This is a genomic window from Micromonospora sp. SCSIO 07396 (assembly GCF_053667945.1).
The window spans coordinates 828,347-843,934 of record NZ_CM132210.1; the positions used below are offsets into that span (position 1 = coordinate 828,347).

Sequence of the window (15,588 nt, forward strand, 5' to 3'; positions counted from 1 at the left end):
GGACGTCGTACGCCGGGCCCTACACGCGCCCCGGACCGGGGTGGTTCGACAATCCGCCGAGAATTTTCACCACCCGCACTGATCCGTACGCGCCGGAGGTCCGTACTGGAGGTGGGAGCAGGGTCGGCCGGTGGTGGCGCCGCCGTTAGACGATCGAGGAGCAGATGGCCCGGGCACAGCAGAACGAGAAGGCGGCGACCGTCCGGACCTCCACCAGCAGCCGTGGTGTCCGGACAGTGTCGAAGGGCACGATGGCGCTGATGGTGGCGTCCGCGCTGGGGCTGTTCTGGGCCGGGGTCGAGATGACCGGCAACGGCACGGCGATGTACGCGTACGGGTTCTTCTTCACCGAGTTCTTCGCCGGGGTGGTCGCCCTGGTGTCGCTCAGCCTCACCGTGATGATGGGCCTGCTCGCCACCGACCGGCTGGTCCTCATGATCCGCCACCGGGTGCTCCTGCAGTCCGCGCACCGGGCCACCGGCATCCTCGGCGTCGCCGGCCTGGTCTTCCACGTCATCACCAAGATCGCCATCGGTCGGGCCGGACCCACCGACGCCGTGGTGCCGTTCATCGGCGGCAGCGGGCTCTACGTCGGGCTCGGCACCGTGGCCGCCTTCCTCATGGTGAGCGTGCTGTGGACCGGCCTCATCCGGGTCCGCTTCGCCGGGGTCGGACCCAAGTGGTTCTGGCGCAGCCTGCACTCCCTGGCGTACCTGTCCTGGCCGTTCGCCCTGTTCCACGGCCTCAACGCCGGCCGGGCCGCCAAGTCCTGGGTGGTGCTCAGCTACCTGGCCTGCGTCCTGCTGGTGGTGGTGGCGCTACTGGTGCGGATGTCGGTCTACCTCGGCAAGCGCAGCCGCGAGCAGCAGCAGGCCGTCGCGTTGAACAAGGCCATGACGGGCAAGGGCGTCGACGAGGGCAAGGGCCGCACGCTGCTCACCGGGCTCGGCCGCAAGAAGGAGGAGGAGAAGGAGAGCCGGAGCAGCTGGGCCGAGACCGCCCTCGCCCCGTCCTGGAACGCGCCGACCGGCAGCGCCCGGCGTCGCGACCCCGAGCGGTTCACCGTCCCCGTCGTCCCCGAACCGGGCACCCTGCGCGAACCCGTGCGGGGCGGCCGGGGCCGTACCACCCAGGAGAGCGAGCCGGCCCCCCGCCGCGAGCGCGACCTGGAACCGGCCGCGCGCCGACGGACCGTCGAGCGGGACGACCGTGACGAGCGACCCCGCCGCCGCGACGAGGACGTCGCCCCGGTCTCCGGCGCCCGCCGTTCCCGCTACGACGAGGACGTGGCCCCGGTCTCCGGCGGCCGTCGCTCCCGCTACGAGGAGGAGGCGGCCCCCGTCTCGGGCAGCCGTCGCTCCCGCTATGAGGAGGAGGTGGCCCCGGTCTCCGGCAGCCGTCGCTCCCGCTACGACGAGGACGTCGCGCCGGTCTCCGGCAGCCGTCGCCGCGACCGCGACGAGGACGTCTCCCCGGTCTCCGGCGCCCGGCGTTCCCGCTACGAGGAGGACGTGGCCCCGGTCTCCGGTGGTCGTCGCTCCCGGTACGAGGAGGAGGTGGCCCCGGTCTCGGGTAGCCGTCGCTCCCGCTACGAGGAGGACATCGCCCCCGTCTCCACCGGCCGCCGGGCCCGACGGGACGACGACGACCGGGCCGCCCGCTACTCGGCCCCGCCCCGGCGGCGCACCGAGGAGCCGGAGGAGCCGTGGGACAGCCCGCGCCGCTGGGAGGGGTCCGACCGGCCCGTCTCGGCCGAACCGATCTCCGCCGCCCCGCGCAGCGGCTCCGGCCGGCACAGCGTCGAGCCGGACGTGCCGGAGGAGCCGGACTACTGGCGTCCGCCGGCCCGCTACGTCGCCGACGACATCCCCGTCGACGACACCCCGACCCTGGTCGACCTGGCCTCCCGGCGGGCCCGCAAGGCCACCGGCGACAGCCGCAGCCGGCGCAAGGGCAAGGCCAACGCGGACGCCGTCGACGGGGCGTACTGGGCCGGGCTGCGCGGTGAGGCCAAGTGATGCGCACGAAGGTGCCACCGGTCGCCTGCATCGGCGAGCCCCGGCTCACCGCCGGCTTCGCCGAGTTCGGCCGGCTGGACCTGATGGCACACGAGATGGAGCACGGGCCGATCGGCCCGATGGAACCGGCCAACCTGCTCCGGTTGGCCGAAGCCATCCAGCTCAAGGGCAAGGGCGGGGCGGGTTTCCCGTTCTACCGCAAGTTCAAGGCGGTGCTCGAGTCCTGCGAGCGGCAGGACCTGCCCGCCGTGGTGGTGGTCAACGCCACCGAGGGGGAACCGGCGAGCTGGAAGGACAAGGTGCTGCTCACCCGGGCCCCGCACCTCATCCTCGACGGCGCCGCCCTGGCCGCGTACGCGCTGGACGCCGAGGAGATCGTGCTCTGCGTCGCCGACGACCTGATCGGCCGGGACTCGCTCACCGAGGCCCTCGCCGAACGCCGGATGCCGGTGCCCACCACCATCGTCACGGTGCCACACCGGTTCATCTCCGGTGAGGGCGGCGCACTGGTCAACGGGATCAACGGCCTGCCGCACATCCCGCCGGGCACCAAGAAGCGGTCCAGCGACTCGGGCGTGCGCAACCTACCCACCCTGCTGTCCAACGCCGAGACGTACGCCCAGGTGGCGATCGCCGCCCGGCTCGGCCCGTACGAGTATGCCGCGCTCGGCACCGACGACGAGCCCGGCACCGTGCTGCTCACCGTGACCGGCCAGGCCAAGCGCGCCGCCGTGGTGGAGTGCGCCGCCGGCACCCCGCTGCGGGACATCCTCGACCTGTGCGAGGTGCCGGAGGGGCCGGGCATCCTGATGGGCGGCTACCACGGCCGCTGGATCACCTGGGAGGCGGCGCAGCGGGCCGAGATCACCCGCAAGAGTCTCACCAGCGTCGGCGGCACCCTGGGCGCGGGCATCATCATCCCGCTCGGCCGGGACACCTGCCCGCTCGGCGAGGCCGCCCAGGTGGTCCGCTACCTGGCCGGGGAGTCCGCCGGGCAGTGCGGGCCCTGCAAGCGTGGCCTGCCCGACCTGGCCCGCGCCGTCGACCTGGCGGTCTCCGGCAGCGCCCCGGTGGAGGTGGTCCGGGCCGCCGCCGGTGACGTAAAGGGGCGGGGCGCGTGCAGCCACCCCGACGGCACGTCCCGCTTCGCCCTCTCCGCGATGGAGGTGTTCGCCGACGACCTGCGGCAGCACACCACCGGTGAGGGGTGCGGCAAGCGGGTCAAGGGCGTGATGGGGCTGCCCGGCGCGCCCGACGCCAACCCCCGCAAGCTCACCCTGGACTGGTCCCGCTGTGACGGGCACGGGCTGTGCGCCCACGTCGTACCGGACTTCATCCGGCTCGACGGCAACGGATACCCCGCCTTCCCGTCCACCCCTGTGCCGACCTGGCTGAAGGAAGGTGCGATGAAGGCGGTCAAGGTCTGCCCCGAACTCGCGCTGCGGCTGGTCGAGGCCGAGTAGCACCACCGAGAGGAGCACCGGATGCGGTCGTCGTCACCCAGCAACGGGCCGGAGGGCCGCCCGGCCGCCCGGTTCACCGTCGCCGCCACCCTCGCCGGCACCCTGCTGGCCGCCTCGGCCTGCGCCGTGGGGCCGACGGCGGCGCAGCCGGCCGCCGAGGTCGCCGTCCCGGTCGCCACCGCGCCGGCCTCCACCGCGCCGTCGTCCGCCGCGCCCGCCCCGACCGGCGCACCCGCCGTGGTGCCCGACGCGCTGCGCTTCACCGCCAGGACCCTCGACGGTACGGCGTTCTCCGCCGCCGCCCTGGCCGGCCGTCCGGTGGTGCTGTGGTTCTGGGCGCCCTGGTGCGCCACCTGCGCCAGCCAGGCGTGGACGGTCGCCGAGATCGCCCCGAAGTACCGGGACACCGTGCCTATCGTCGGGGTCGCCGGCCTCGGCGAGCAGAAGGCGATGCGCAGCTTCGTCACCGAGTTCGAACTCGGCGGCACCACCCAGATCGACGACCGGGCCGGCGCGCTGTGGCGGCGCTTCGAGATCGTCGAACAGAGCACCTTCCTGATCATCGACCGGGACGGGAAGGTCGTCCACCAGGGCTTCCTCGACGGCGAGGACCTCACCCGCCGGGTCGCCGCCCTGGCCGGCTGATGACCGGCCCGCTGCTGCTCGCGCTGACCGCCGGGATGCTCGGCGCGGTCAACCCGTGCGGTTTCGCGATGCTGCCGGCGTACCTGTCGCTGCTGGTCGCCGGGCCGGCGGACGGCCGGGGCGCGATCGGCCGGGCACTGACTGCGGCGGCCGGCCTGACCTGCGGGTACGTCGTGGTGTTCGGGGCCTTCGGGCTGGCCGTCGCACCGCTGGCCGACTGGCTGCGTCCCCGGCTGCCCTGGCTGACCGTGACCCTCGGGTTGGGCCTGCTGGCGCTCGGGCTGTGGCTGCTCGCCGGTCGCCGGCTGCCCACCCCGCGTCCGTCGGCCCGCGCCCCCCGGCTGACCCGTTCGCTGCCGTCCATGGCGCTGTTCGGCATGGCGTACGCGCTGGCGTCGCTGAGCTGCTCGATCGCCCCGTTCCTGGCGATCGTGGTGACCAGTCTCCAGGCCGGGTCGACGCTGCGCGGGCTGGCGCTGTTCGTCGCGTACGCGATCGGAATGGGGTTGGTGGTGGCGGTGGCGGCGCTCGGCGTGGCGCTGCTGCGCGGCCGGGTGGTGCGTGGGCTGCGCGGCGTCGGCGCGTGGGTGCCCCGGCTCAGCGGCCTGGTGCTGCTCGTCGCCGGCGGCTACGTCGCCTGGTACGGCTGGTACGAGGTCCGCCTCGCCCAGGGTCGGCACGACGCCTTCGGTGACCCGGTGGTGGTCGGCGCGGCCCGGGTGCAACGGATGCTGGTGACGACGCTGGACGCGGCCGGCCCTGCGGTGCTCGCCGGGTTGCTGGTCGTGCTGCTCGCGGTGGCGGCGCTGCGGCACCGTGGCCGAACCCGCACCGCGGACGCCGAACGGACGTGAGGACGGTGGGCGGCGGGTGCCCGCAGGACCCCGCCGCCCACCGGACGCCTCAGTGCAGCGGGGTGAGCCGGTCGGTGCCGAGCCGGTCGCGGAGCACCTCGGGCACCAGCACCGAGCCGTCGGGCTGCTGGAACTGCTCCAGGATGGCCGGGAAGAGCCGGCTGGTGGCCAGCGCCGACCCGTTGAGCGTGTGCACGAAGCGGGTCTGCTTGCCGCCCGGCTCGCGGTACCGGATGGCGGCCCGGCGGGCCTGGTAGTCGCCGGCCCAGGAGACCGACGACACCTCCTTGTACTTGCCGGTGCTCGGCATCCACACCTCGATGTCGAGGGTCTTCTTCATCGAGGCGCTGGCGTCACCGGCGGACAGCAGGCTGCGCTGGTAGTGCAGGCCCAGCTTCTCGACCAGGCTCTCCGCGTGGCCGAGCATCTCCTCCAGCGCCGCGTCGGCCTGCTCGGGCAGGGTGAACTGGAAGATCTCCACCTTGTTGAACTGGTGCCCGCGTACGGTGCCGCGCTCGTCGGAGTGCGAACCGGCCGCCTCCCGCCGGTAGCAGGGGGTGTAGGCGAACGCCTTCAGCGGCAGCTTCGACGTTTCCAGGATCTCGTCCTGGTAGGCGCCGAGGATCGCCGTCTCCGAGGTGGGCAGCAGGAACTGCCCGCGTGGGGCGGACTCCCGGTCCAGGTGGTAGACGTCGTCGTAGAACTTGGGGAACTGGCCGGCGGCGAAACCGGCGGTGTCGAGCAGCAGGTGCGGCGGGAGCAGGAACTCGTAGCCGGCCCGCACGTGCTCGTCGATGAACCAGTTGATCAGCGCCCACTCCAGCCGGGCGCCCAGGCCGGTGTACATCCAGAAGCCCGAACCGCCGAGCTTGACGCCCCGCTCGTGGTCGACCAGGCCGAGTGCCCGGCTCAGCTCCACGTGGTCGCGGATCTTCTCGATGACCGGTGGCGCACCGAAGGTCTTCACCACCCGGTTGGCCTCCTTGCCGCCGGGCACCACGTCGTCGGCGGGCAGGTTGGGCAGCTCGCTCATCGTGCCGCGCAGCCGGGACTGCACCTCGTCGAGCTGGGACTCCAGCTCGGCGAGCTGCTTACGCTCGACCTCCGGCGCGACGGACTCCGGCGTGGTGCCGGCCCGCTTCGCCTGCGCGTACGCCCGGGCGTCGGCCTTGCGGCGCTGCCGCTCGGCGTCGATCTCCGTGATCAGGGCGCGGCGTTCCTGGTCGAGTCGCTGGATGTCGTCCAGGACCCGGTTGACCTCGGCGGGATCCAGTCGCTTCGCGAGCGCGGTCGCCACCGCCTCGCGATCCTTCCGGATCAACTCCATGTCGAGCATGCTGCTCCGTGCTCCGTCCAGGCGGTCAGGGTGGGACCCACCGATGCTACCGTCGCGCCCGCCGCCACCCGGCCCCGGCCGGAGCCCCGCCTCCACGGCGCTGCCCGCCCCGACCGCCGCCTGCGGCCGGTCGTGTCCGCGCTGGTGGGACCGCCGGCCGGCGGTCCCGCAGACGCCCGTCGTCGTCCGATCCCGACAGCTGCCGCCGTCGACCCGACCGGTGACCCACGGTGATCGGTCGACGTCGGCCTCTCTGTATCACTGTGCGTTACTGCCGGAGGGGCGCTTTGCCGTGCCCTGCTGGGTCCTCAGCGGGAAAACCGCATTCGAGCTGCTCAAACTTGGCATCACCCCGCCACCCCCCACCACCCCCACCTCGACGCTTTGCTCTGCTGCCGTTGGCGCGACGGTTACCCGCCGTGCCGGTCGCGTCGGTGGCAGCAGAGCAAAGCGGGCGCAGGGGAGGAGGCGGGGCGAGGTCGGTGCTACTTTCCGTAATCGGATGTGGACGTCGTTGTCCGTCGGTGGCGCACCGGCAGGCCCGGTGCCGACGCCGGGCCCCCGACGACCGCCGGCTGTGCTGCCGCCGGCCGCGACCGTCAGAGCCGGATCGGCATCAGGATCGAGAAGGTGTCCTCGTCGTCGGGGCGGCGGACAGCCAACGGGGCGATCGGACCGTCGAGTTCCAGCACCAGCTGCGGGCCACCGGCGGCGTCCAGCGCGTCGAGCAGGAAGTCCCCGTTCACCCCGACCAACAGGTCGGTCGGGTCCGGCCCGGCCAGTTCGGCCGCACCGACCAGCCGCAGCCCGTCACGGTCGTCCACCCCCAGCACCGTCACCGGCAGCGCCACCCCCTCGTGTTCCCGGGTGACAGCGGGGGTGCCGGCACGCAGGGCGGCACGCAGGACCGCCACGTCGACCGGGACCTGCCGGGCCGGTGCGCCCGCCGGTCGGTGCAGCAGCCGCCGGTAGTCGGTGAACTCGTAGGGCAGCACCGACGCACCGGCCTCGACGCCGGCGACGGTGACGCTGACCCGGCCGGCGGCGATCGTCAGGTACGCCTGCTCCTGCCCGCCGGTGTCCAGCAGCGTCCGGAACTCGTCGACGGCCGCCGCCGGCAACAACGCCCGTACCGGCGGGCCGTCCACCCGGCCGCCGGCCCGGGCCAGCGCCATCCGGTACCTGTCGGTCGCCACCAACCGGACGCCGTCGGACTCCACGTCCAGCAGCACACCGCCGAGCACCGGCAGGTCGGGGTCGGTGCCGACGGCGAACCGGACGGCGTCGACGGCGGCGGCCAGCACGGCGGGGGACAGGGCGATTCGGGTGGTCATCGGGTACTCCTCAGGATCGATCAGGGCACGGACCCGGGAGAGTTCGCGGCGGGCGTCGGCGAGGCCGTCCTCCAACCGGCGCAGGTGCGCGTCGAGCAGCCGTCCGACCCGCGCCGGATCGTCCCGCAGCCGCAGGGCGGCGGTGATCCCGGCCAGCGGCATGCCGACCCGGCGCAGGCCGGCCACCAGCCGGGCCGGCGTCACCTGCGCGGCGGTGTACCAGCGGTAACCGTTCACCGGGTCGACGAGCGTCGGGGTCAGCACCCCGCACCGGTCGTAGAACCGCAGCGCGCTGACCGTCAGGCCACTGGCCCGGGCCAGCTCGCCGATACTCAGCAGCTCGCTCTCCACACCCATGATGCTGTCGCCTCAACCAGGTCGAGGGTCAAGCCCGCACCGGTCGTCACCGCGATCCGGCGGTCGTCCCGCTACGGGAGCACCCGGAACGTGATCCCCGCCCGCACCAGCCGGTCCAGCAGCGCATCCCCCATCGCCGCCACCGGGGTGAGCTGTCCGCAGCTGGCGGGCAGCTCGTCGTACGCCAGGCAGAGGGCCGACTCGGCGAGCATCTTGGCGGTCTCGTCGTAGCCGGGGTCACCGCCGCTGACCTCGGTGCGGACGGTCCGGCCGCCGCCCTCGCCGACGAACCGCACCCGGAACCACGACCGGGCCCGCTGCGCCGCGCTCGGCCCCTGCCCGGACGCGAGCCGGCCGAGCAGCCAACGCCTGGTCGGGGGCAGCTTCACCAGCCCGATCACCCCGGCCATCCCCGCCCCCGCCACCAGCACCGTCGGCAGCCGCCTGACGGCGGCGAAGTGCCGGTAGCGGAAGTCCGGACCGTACTCCGGGCGGGCGGCGGCGGACCGGCGCACCACCTGCGGGTCGATGGTGGGCAGCGGCACCGCCCACATGCCGGTCGCCGCCGAGCGGCCCAGCTTCCCGGCCACCGCGCGGACCCGGCGTCCGTCCGGCCGGGGCTCGACCGCCCGGCGGGCCCGCGCCGCCCGCTTCGTCTGCGCGGTACGGGAGAACGCGGTGAGCGCCGAATGGTACGTCCCGCCGGACAACCTTCCGCCGGCCCGGACGAACCCGTCGACGCTGATCGGCCCGTCCGCCGGCAACTGCCGGACCGTGTACCAGACGCCCAGGTCGTGTGGGACCGAGTCGAAACCGCAGGCGTGCACCAGCCGGGCCCCGGTGCGGACCGCCTCGGCGTGGTGCCGCACGTACATCAGGTCGACGAACTCCGGCTCGCCGGTGATGTCGAGATAGTCGGTGCCGGCGGCGGAACACGCGGCGACCAGCGGCTCCCCGTGGTGCACGTACGGCCCGACGGTGGTGGCGAGCACCCGGGTGCCCTCCGCCACCGCCCGCAGCGACCCGGCGTCGGTGACGTCGGCGGTCAGCAGCGGCAGCGTGACCAGGGCCGGGTCGACGGCGGCGAGCCGGTCCCGTACGGCCGCCAGCTTCGCCGGGTCACGGCCGGCCAGCGCCCACCGCAGCCCCGCCGGGGCGTGCCGGGCGAGGTACTCGGCGGTCAGCCCGCCGGTGAAGCCGGTCGCGCCGAACAGGACGATGTCGTACGGGCGGTCGGGGCGCATCCGCCGAGTGTGCCACCCGCGCCCGACCCGCACCGGCTGGGCGGGCCACCCGGCGGCTCAGCCGTGCGGGGTGAACACCGCCCGCACACAGCCGTCGGCCCGGTCCCGGAACAGCGCGTACCCGGCCGGGCCCTCGTCCAGGTCGAACCGGTGCGTCGCCAGGTGCTCGGTCCGCAACTCGTCACGGGCCATCCGGTCCAGCAGCATCGGAATCCACCGTTGACCGTGCTGCCGGGCGCTGCGCACGGTGAGCCCCTTGTGCATCACCGCGCCCAGCGGGAAGGCGTCCACGAAACCGGTGAAGGTGCCCGAGACGAAGACCGTGCCGCCCTTACGACAGGCGTGCACCGCCTCCCGCACCGCCAACGGGTCCTCGACCGGGCCGCTCCGGCCGGTGAACCGGTCGGCCAGCGACAGCGGACGGCCACCGCCGTCGGCCACCCCGACCGCCTCCACGCACACGTCGGGACCCCGGCCACCACTGCGTTCCCGCAGTTCGGCGGGGACATCCGTGTGCTCGTAGTGCAGCGTCTCGGCACCGGTGTGCCGTTCGGCCATCCGCAGCCGCTCCGGATACCTGTCGATCACGATCACCCGGTCCGCACCGAGCACCGTCGCCGCCTGCGCGGTGAGCTGACCGACCGCGCCCGCCCCCCACACCGCCACCACGTCACCGGGGCGGACCGCACCCAGCTCGGCACCCATCCACCCGGCGGGGGCGGCGTCCGAGGCGAACACCGCCCGGTCGTCGCTGACCGGGTCGGGCACGGTGAACGCCCCCACGTCGGCGTACGGCACCCGGACGTACTCGGCGTGGCTGCCGGCGAACCCGCCCGCCGTACGGGGATGGCCGTAACAGCCGCCCGTGGGTTGCCCCCAGGCCGCCTCGGTGACCGCCGTGGCCGGCGCGCCGTTGTCGCAGCAGGAGTACAGCCCCTGCCGGCAGTACCAGCAGTTCCCGCAGGCCACGGCGGCGCAGACCACCACCCGGTCGCCGACGCGGTGCCGGCGCACCGCCGGGCCGACCTCGGCCACCTCGCCCAGGAACTCGTGTCCGAGCACGTCACCGGCGGCCAGGCCCGGCACCCGACCGGCGAGCAACGGCAGGTCGGTCCCGCAGGTGGCGCTGCGCCGGACCCGCACGATCATGTCGTGGGCGTTGCGCAGCTCCGGGTCGGGCACCTGGCGTACCGCGAGCCGGTCGACGCCCTCCCAGCACAGCGCCCTCATCCGGGCACCGCCGGCCGGTCGGGGGCGGACCGCTCGACGGCCGGCCGGTCGGCACGCAGCACCTCACCGGTCTCGACGAGCTGCCGCACCGCGCGCAACACCTGCCGCAGGTAGCCGTCGGGGTCGTCACCGACCAGGTGGGCGGCCATCCCGGGCAGCGCGGCGCGCCCGCCGAGCGTCCGGACGGCCAGTTCGGCGCCGCGCCCGCCGGGGGCCGGCCGCAGATCCAGCTCCACGGCACCGGCCAGCGGTCGCAGCGGCTCCGGCCACCGCCCGTCGGGCAGCAGCTCCGCCGCCGGTACCCCGACCGTCACCACCTGCCAACGCCCCGCCCCGGCCGCCGCCGCGCCGAACGCCGTGGCGGCGAGGATGACCGCTCCCCGGGTCAGCCGTCTCATCCGTACCACCCGCCTCTCCCGCCGGGACGTGCCCGCGCCGTCGGTACGGGGCCGTCCGGTGCGCCAATCGTCGGCGCGGCCCGGGTGAACCGGGCTCGTCCCGAAGGGGTGAACCGGGCCGTGCCGGGTAACCGCCGCCGACCGGGGGAGGAACGCGCCGAGTGGGGGTGGGACGCAATGCCGCAGCAGCCCGTACCGGCGGTCGACCCGACACCCCACCCCGGCGACGCCGCGACCACCCGGGAGTCCGGGCCGCCGCTGCTGGCCTCCCGGCTCACCCCGCCCGCCGCGCCCGAGCCGATGCTGCTGCGGCCCCGGCTGCTGGCCCGCCTCGACGACGGGGCCGCCGGCATCCTCACCGTGGTCCGCGCGCCCGCCGGTTGGGGCAAGACGACACTGCTCACCGCCGGTGCGCAGGCGGCGGAACCGACAGGCAACCCGGTGGCCTGGGTGCAGGTCGAGGCCGGCGACAGCGGGCAGCGCCTGTGGGCGTACCTCACCCGGGCCCTGCGCGGTGCGTTGCGGGCCGGACCGGACGAACTGCCGCCGGCCCCCACAAGTCCGTGGCGGCCCGACGGGCTGGAGGCGCTGGCCGCCGCACTGGCCGCCCGGGAACACCCCGTCCGGCTGGTCCTCGACGACCTGCACCGGGCGACCGCTCCCGACGTCCTCACCGGGCTGGAGTTCCTGCTCCGGCACGCCGACGGGCGGCTACGCCTCGTCGCCGCCGGCCGGACCGGCCTGCCGCCGGCCCTGCACCGGCTGCGGCTGGCCGGCGAACCGACCGAGATCGGCCCCGACGACCTGGCCTTCACCACCGACGAGGTGGCCGACCTGCTGGTGGCGCACGGGGTGCCGCTGCCGGCGGCGGCGGTCGCCCGGCTCCGGGAAAGCACCGGCGGCTGGCCGGCGGGCCTGCGCTTCGCCGCGCTGGCCGCCCGCAGCCAGGCCGACCCGCAACGCTGGGTACGACGGTTCGGCGGCGACCACCCGGACGTCGCCGCCTACCTGCGCGCCGAAGTGCTCACCCCACTACCGGGGCCGGCCCGGGAGGTGCTGCGCCGCTGCGCCGTCGGCGGGGCGGTCCGCGCCGACCTGGCCGACGCGTTGACCGGACGTGCCGACGCCGGTCAGCTCCTGGCCGGGCTGGCCCGCGACGGCGGGTTCCTGCACCGCGACGACAGCGACCCACCCTGGTACCGGCCGCACCCCATGCTGGCCGACCTGCTGCGTGAGGAACTCGCCGGCCTCGACGGGCGGGAACGCGGCGAACTGCACCGGCGGGCCGCCGACTGGTACGCCGACCACGACCGGCCCGCCGACGCGCTGCACCACGCCCTGACCGCCGCGCAGTGGGACCGCGCCACCGGACTGCTGCTGGCCCACTGGCCGGAGCTGGTCCCGTACGAGCAGGAGCCGCCACACCTGCCGCCACCTCCGCCGCCACCCGCCGGGGCGGTGCGCCGGGACCCGGAGTTGGCGCTGGCCGCCGGTACCGAGCGGGCGTACGCGGGGGACGTGCCGGCGGCGACCGCCCGGCTGCGGGACGCGGTGCAGGCCGCCCGCACGCTGCCGGCCCCCCGCCGGGACCGGTTCCGGCGGCTGGCCGTGGCGCTGGAACTCACCCTGGCCCGGCTGGCCGGCGACCCCGCGACGGTACGCGATGCCGCCGCCCGCCTGCTCGCCACCGCTTCGGGGCTGCCTGCCGGTTCGGCGCTGGCCGGCGGTTGGGGGCTGCCTGCCGGTTCGGCGCGGCCCAGCGGGTCGGCGTTGTCCGCCGGTGCGGCTTCCGTCCTTCCGGTTCCTGCTGGTCCGTGCGCCGGCACCGATGTGCTCGGCCAGTCCGCCGGTGTCGACGTGCTCGGCCAGCCGGCCGGTGCCGATCTCCGGACCGGCGACGATGTGGCGACCGATGGTGGTCCTGCGATCGACGGTGGTCCTGTGAACAAGGGTGGTCCTGTGAACGACGGTGGTGCCCGGGCCGGGGCGGACGACGCGGACGTCCGGGCGGTGGCCGGCACCGCGCTCGGCCTGACCGATCTGGCCGGGGGTGAACTGGGACGGGCCGCAGCGTGGTTCCGGGCTGCGCTGGCGGCGGCCCGGCGGGCCGGCCGCCCCCGGACCGAGCTGGTCGGCGCGAGCCGGGCAGCCCTGCTGCTCGCCCTCGCCGGTGAGCTGACGCCGGCCGAGGAGACCGCACGGATGGCCCTGGCCATGCCCTGCTGCCAGGGATGGTCCGGTCAGGTCGACTGCGGCTACGCACACCTGGCACTGGCACTGGTGGCGGTCTACCGGGACCAGCCCGCCGAGGCTACCGCCGAGCTGGCGGCGGCCGGTGCCGTGACCGGGCTGTCCCTGGCCGGGGCGGTGACGGCGCTGTGCCGGGCCGCTCTGCTTCGCGACGCGGGCGAGCCGGCGGCGGCCATGGCGGCGGTGCTACGCGCCCGCGACGAACTGACCGCCAGCATGTCGACGTCCCCCGGTGACCCGGCGTTGCCCGGCGGTGCGGATGTCTCCAGAGCTGCGGAAGTCTCCGGCGGCGTCGGGGTGTCCGGCGGTGTCGGGATCACCGGTGGTGCGAGCGCGCCCGGCGGTGCGGCGCTGCCCGATGGGGCTGAGGTGGGCGGGGTGACCGGCGGTGCGGTGCGGCGCGGCGGCGCTGAGGTGGCCGGTGGTGCTGGGGCGGCTTCTGCGGTGGCGGCCAGCAGCGCGGGAGCGTTGGTTGACCGGTTGCTGGCCCTGGAGGCGGACCTGCGCGGCGAGCAGGGTGACGTGGACACGGCCCGACGGCTGCTCGGCGAACGGGCCCTCGGACCGGACCCGGTGCCGGTGCTGGCGTTGGCGCTGGCCCGGGTGGAGTTGCGGGCCGGTGACCTCCGTGCCGCCCGGCACGCCCTACCCGACTGGGACGCCCCGGGCGCGGCCGACTGGCCGTTGCCGGTACGGCTCGCCGCCGGGGTCCTGGACGCGTTGCTGACCCGGCGGGCCGGTGACGAGCGCCGGGCCGGGCGGCTGCTGGAACGGGTGCTGGACCTGGCCGGGCGGCACGGCCACCGTCGGGTCTTCACCCGGGCCGAACCGGAGGTCCGGGAACTGCTCGCGGCCCACCTGGACTCCGGTACGGCGTACTGGCCGCAGGTCAGTGACCTGGTACGGGACGCCGTCCCGCCGCCCGGCCAGGGGGGCACCCGGCGCGGGCCTGCCGATTCCCGACCGGGCGACCCGGAGCGCCCCCTCGACGAGCCCCTCACCGAGCGGGAGTTGACCATCCTGCGGTACCTGCAGAGCATCCTGTCCAACGTGGAGATCGCCAGTGAACTGTCCCTGTCGGTCAACACCGTCAAGACCCATGTCCGCAACATCTACCGCAAGCTCGACGCCACCCGCCGCCGCGAAGCCGTCCGCCGAGCCCGCGACCTCCACCTCCTCTAACAGCCCCACCCTTACCCCGCCCCACCCCCGGTCCGCCCCACCCCCGATCCACCCCACCCCGCCCCGATCCGCCCCAGCCCACCCCGGTGATCAAGAGGTTTGCGTCAAATTTGATCTTCAGCTTGACGCAAACCTCTTGATCAACTGACGCAAACCTCTTGATCACCGGAGCAGGGCAGGGCAGGACGGGGCGGTTGGGTGGCGGGGTCAGGGGGTGGCGGAGTCGACGGTGGTGAGGAGGGTGGCCAGGTCGAGTGGGCCGTCGTGGCGGTGGTCGCCGACGAAGAGCGTGGGTGTGCCGTTGACGCCGCTGCGGATGCCGCCGGTGAAGTCGTGCCGTACCCGGTCGGCGTGCGCGTGCCGGTCGACCTCGGCGTCGATCTCGTCCGGCGGGAGCCCCACCTGCGCCACGCCGAGCGACAGGTGCACCGGGTCCAGTTGGTCCTGGTGTTCGTAGAGCCAGTCGTGCATCTCCCAGAACCGGTCCCGGCGGCCGGCCGCCTCGGCCGCCTCGGCGGCCCGCTCGGCGTACGGGTGCAGGTTGGTGATCGGGAAGTGCCGGTAGACCAGCCGGACGGTGTCCCGCCGCTGCCGCAGCAGCTCGGCCAGGTTCGGGTACGCCGCCCCGCAGTACGGGCACTGGAAGTCGCCGTACTGCACGAGGGTGACCGGGGCGTCCAGTGGCCCACGGACATGGTCGGTCTCGGTCACCGGCACCCGGAGTCGGGCGGTGACCTGCAACGGGGTGCTCATCGGGTCGTCACCTGCCGTTCGGTGCCGAGGTGTTCCAACGCGTCGAGGATGCCGTCGGCGCCGGGGTTGACCTCTGCGGGGGACAGGTAGCTCCAGGCCACCGTCCCGGCCGGGTCGAGCACCACCAGGGCCCGGCGGGCCTGCCCCTGCGGCGTGTACGCCCCGTAGCCCCGGGCCACCTCGCCCTTGGGTTCGAAGTCGGACAGCAGCGGGAACCGGACGCCCCGGGCCTCGGCGAACGCCCGGTGCGACCAGAGGCTGTCCACCGAGATGCCCAGCACCACCGCGTCGTACCGCTCGAACTCCGGCATCGCGGCCTGGTAGAGCGCCATCTGGTCGCCACAGACCGGGGACCAGTCGGCGGGGTAGAAGGCGAGCACTACCGGCCGGCCCCGGAACTGCGCGGGTCCGGTCCGTCGCCCGTCCGGGGTGGCCGGCAGGGTGAACTCGGGGGCCGGTGTCCCGGGTCGGATCAGCCCGTCGGATCCAGTCATGCCGCCCACCGTCCCCCGGGGTCGGGTGAG

General features: G+C 74.8%; 12 protein-coding genes. 5 read left to right on the forward strand and 7 right to left on the reverse strand.

Going from position 1 to position 15,588, the window contains the following annotated elements:
- Nucleotides 1-164 precede the first annotated feature (164 nt).
- From ACWCHM_RS03815 to ACWCHM_RS03830, 4 genes are read left to right on the forward strand one after another with little or no spacing between them, the layout of a single operon-like run.
- A complete protein-coding gene (locus tag ACWCHM_RS03815; protein WP_454221517.1) occupies nucleotides 165-2,018 on the forward strand; it encodes a hypothetical protein in 1,854 nt (617 codons plus the stop codon).
- Nucleotides 2,015-3,481 carry an NADH-quinone oxidoreductase subunit NuoF family protein gene (locus ACWCHM_RS03820; RefSeq protein WP_204959480.1) on the forward strand — a complete coding sequence of 489 codons (1,467 nt, stop codon included), beginning with the start codon at nucleotides 2,015-2,017 and terminating at the stop codon, nucleotides 3,479-3,481. The genes ACWCHM_RS03815 and ACWCHM_RS03820 overlap by 4 nt, the downstream gene beginning before the upstream one ends.
- 21 nt (nucleotides 3,482-3,502) lie before the next feature.
- The gene (locus tag ACWCHM_RS03825; protein ID WP_454221518.1) at nucleotides 3,503-4,126 is read left to right on the forward strand and encodes a TlpA family protein disulfide reductase; all 624 of its coding nucleotides are present in this window, start codon (nucleotides 3,503-3,505) and stop codon (nucleotides 4,124-4,126) included.
- Nucleotides 4,126-4,980: a cytochrome c biogenesis CcdA family protein gene (locus ACWCHM_RS03830; protein WP_454221519.1), complete on the forward strand. Its 855-nt coding sequence runs from the start codon at nucleotides 4,126-4,128 to the stop codon at nucleotides 4,978-4,980. The genes ACWCHM_RS03825 and ACWCHM_RS03830 overlap by 1 nt, the downstream gene beginning before the upstream one ends.
- A 49-nt stretch (nucleotides 4,981-5,029) precedes the next feature.
- Here the strand turns inward: ACWCHM_RS03830 and serS are convergent, their stop codons facing one another.
- From serS to ACWCHM_RS03855, 5 genes are all read right to left on the reverse strand, one after another.
- Nucleotides 5,030-6,316, reverse strand: coding sequence for a serine--tRNA ligase (gene serS / locus ACWCHM_RS03835; RefSeq protein WP_454221520.1), 1,287 nt, complete (start codon nucleotides 6,314-6,316; stop codon nucleotides 5,030-5,032).
- A 599-nt stretch (nucleotides 6,317-6,915) separates the two neighbouring features.
- Nucleotides 6,916-8,007, reverse strand: a complete 1,092-nt coding sequence (locus tag ACWCHM_RS03840) for a DNA polymerase III subunit beta family protein (protein WP_454221521.1) — start codon at nucleotides 8,005-8,007, stop codon at nucleotides 6,916-6,918.
- A 71-nt stretch (nucleotides 8,008-8,078) separates the two neighbouring features.
- On the reverse strand, nucleotides 8,079-9,251 hold the full coding sequence (locus tag ACWCHM_RS03845; RefSeq protein ID WP_454221522.1) for a saccharopine dehydrogenase family protein: 1,173 nt from the start codon (nucleotides 9,249-9,251) through the stop codon (nucleotides 8,079-8,081).
- A gap of 57 nt (nucleotides 9,252-9,308) precedes the next feature.
- Nucleotides 9,309-10,481 carry a zinc-dependent alcohol dehydrogenase gene (locus ACWCHM_RS03850; protein ID WP_204959475.1) on the reverse strand — a complete coding sequence of 391 codons (1,173 nt, stop codon included), beginning with the start codon at nucleotides 10,479-10,481 and terminating at the stop codon, nucleotides 9,309-9,311.
- Nucleotides 10,478-10,879, reverse strand: coding sequence for a hypothetical protein (locus tag ACWCHM_RS03855; RefSeq protein ID WP_454221523.1), 402 nt, complete (start codon nucleotides 10,877-10,879; stop codon nucleotides 10,478-10,480). The genes ACWCHM_RS03850 and ACWCHM_RS03855 overlap by 4 nt, the downstream gene beginning before the upstream one ends.
- A 177-nt stretch (nucleotides 10,880-11,056) precedes the next feature.
- On the opposite strand from ACWCHM_RS03855, the gene ACWCHM_RS03860 reads away from it, so the two are divergent.
- Nucleotides 11,057-14,311 carry a LuxR C-terminal-related transcriptional regulator gene (locus tag ACWCHM_RS03860; RefSeq protein ID WP_454221524.1) on the forward strand — a complete coding sequence of 1,085 codons (3,255 nt, stop codon included), beginning with the start codon at nucleotides 11,057-11,059 and terminating at the stop codon, nucleotides 14,309-14,311.
- Nucleotides 14,312-14,518: 207 nt separating this feature from the next.
- Here the strand turns inward: ACWCHM_RS03860 and ACWCHM_RS03865 are convergent, their stop codons facing one another.
- Together ACWCHM_RS03865 and ACWCHM_RS03870 are read right to left on the reverse strand one after the other, a co-directional pair.
- Nucleotides 14,519-15,064: a DsbA family protein gene (locus ACWCHM_RS03865; protein WP_204959473.1), complete on the reverse strand. Its 546-nt coding sequence runs from the start codon at nucleotides 15,062-15,064 to the stop codon at nucleotides 14,519-14,521.
- Entirely contained in the window at nucleotides 15,061-15,558 is a 498-nt protein-coding gene (locus ACWCHM_RS03870; protein WP_421487684.1) for a redoxin domain-containing protein, read from the reverse strand. Before ACWCHM_RS03870 ends, ACWCHM_RS03865 begins: the two co-directional genes overlap by 4 nt.
- Nucleotides 15,559-15,588: the final 30 nt, after the last annotated feature.

What these genes read in the sequence shown, in the direction of transcription:
- ACWCHM_RS03845 (WP_454221522.1), bottom strand. Translation starts at nt 9,251, where the DNA reads ATGCGCCCCGACCGCCCGTACGACATCGTCCTGTTCGGCGCGACCGGC.
- ACWCHM_RS03840 (WP_454221521.1), bottom strand. Translation starts at nt 8,007, where the DNA reads ATGGGTGTGGAGAGCGAGCTGCTGAGTATCGGCGAGCTGGCCCGGGCC.
- ACWCHM_RS03825 (WP_454221518.1), top strand. Translation starts at nt 3,503, where the DNA reads ATGCGGTCGTCGTCACCCAGCAACGGGCCGGAGGGCCGCCCGGCCGCC.
- ACWCHM_RS03860 (WP_454221524.1), top strand. Translation starts at nt 11,057, where the DNA reads ATGCCGCAGCAGCCCGTACCGGCGGTCGACCCGACACCCCACCCCGGC.
- serS (WP_454221520.1), bottom strand. Translation starts at nt 6,316, where the DNA reads ATGCTCGACATGGAGTTGATCCGGAAGGATCGCGAGGCGGTGGCGACC.
- ACWCHM_RS03850 (WP_204959475.1), bottom strand. Translation starts at nt 10,481, where the DNA reads ATGAGGGCGCTGTGCTGGGAGGGCGTCGACCGGCTCGCGGTACGCCAG.
- ACWCHM_RS03815 (WP_454221517.1), top strand. Translation starts at nt 165, where the DNA reads ATGGCCCGGGCACAGCAGAACGAGAAGGCGGCGACCGTCCGGACCTCC.
- ACWCHM_RS03865 (WP_204959473.1), bottom strand. Translation starts at nt 15,064, where the DNA reads ATGAGCACCCCGTTGCAGGTCACCGCCCGACTCCGGGTGCCGGTGACC.
- ACWCHM_RS03870 (WP_421487684.1), bottom strand. Translation starts at nt 15,558, where the DNA reads ATGACTGGATCCGACGGGCTGATCCGACCCGGGACACCGGCCCCCGAG.
- ACWCHM_RS03855 (WP_454221523.1), bottom strand. Translation starts at nt 10,879, where the DNA reads ATGAGACGGCTGACCCGGGGAGCGGTCATCCTCGCCGCCACGGCGTTC.
- ACWCHM_RS03830 (WP_454221519.1), top strand. Translation starts at nt 4,126, where the DNA reads ATGACCGGCCCGCTGCTGCTCGCGCTGACCGCCGGGATGCTCGGCGCG.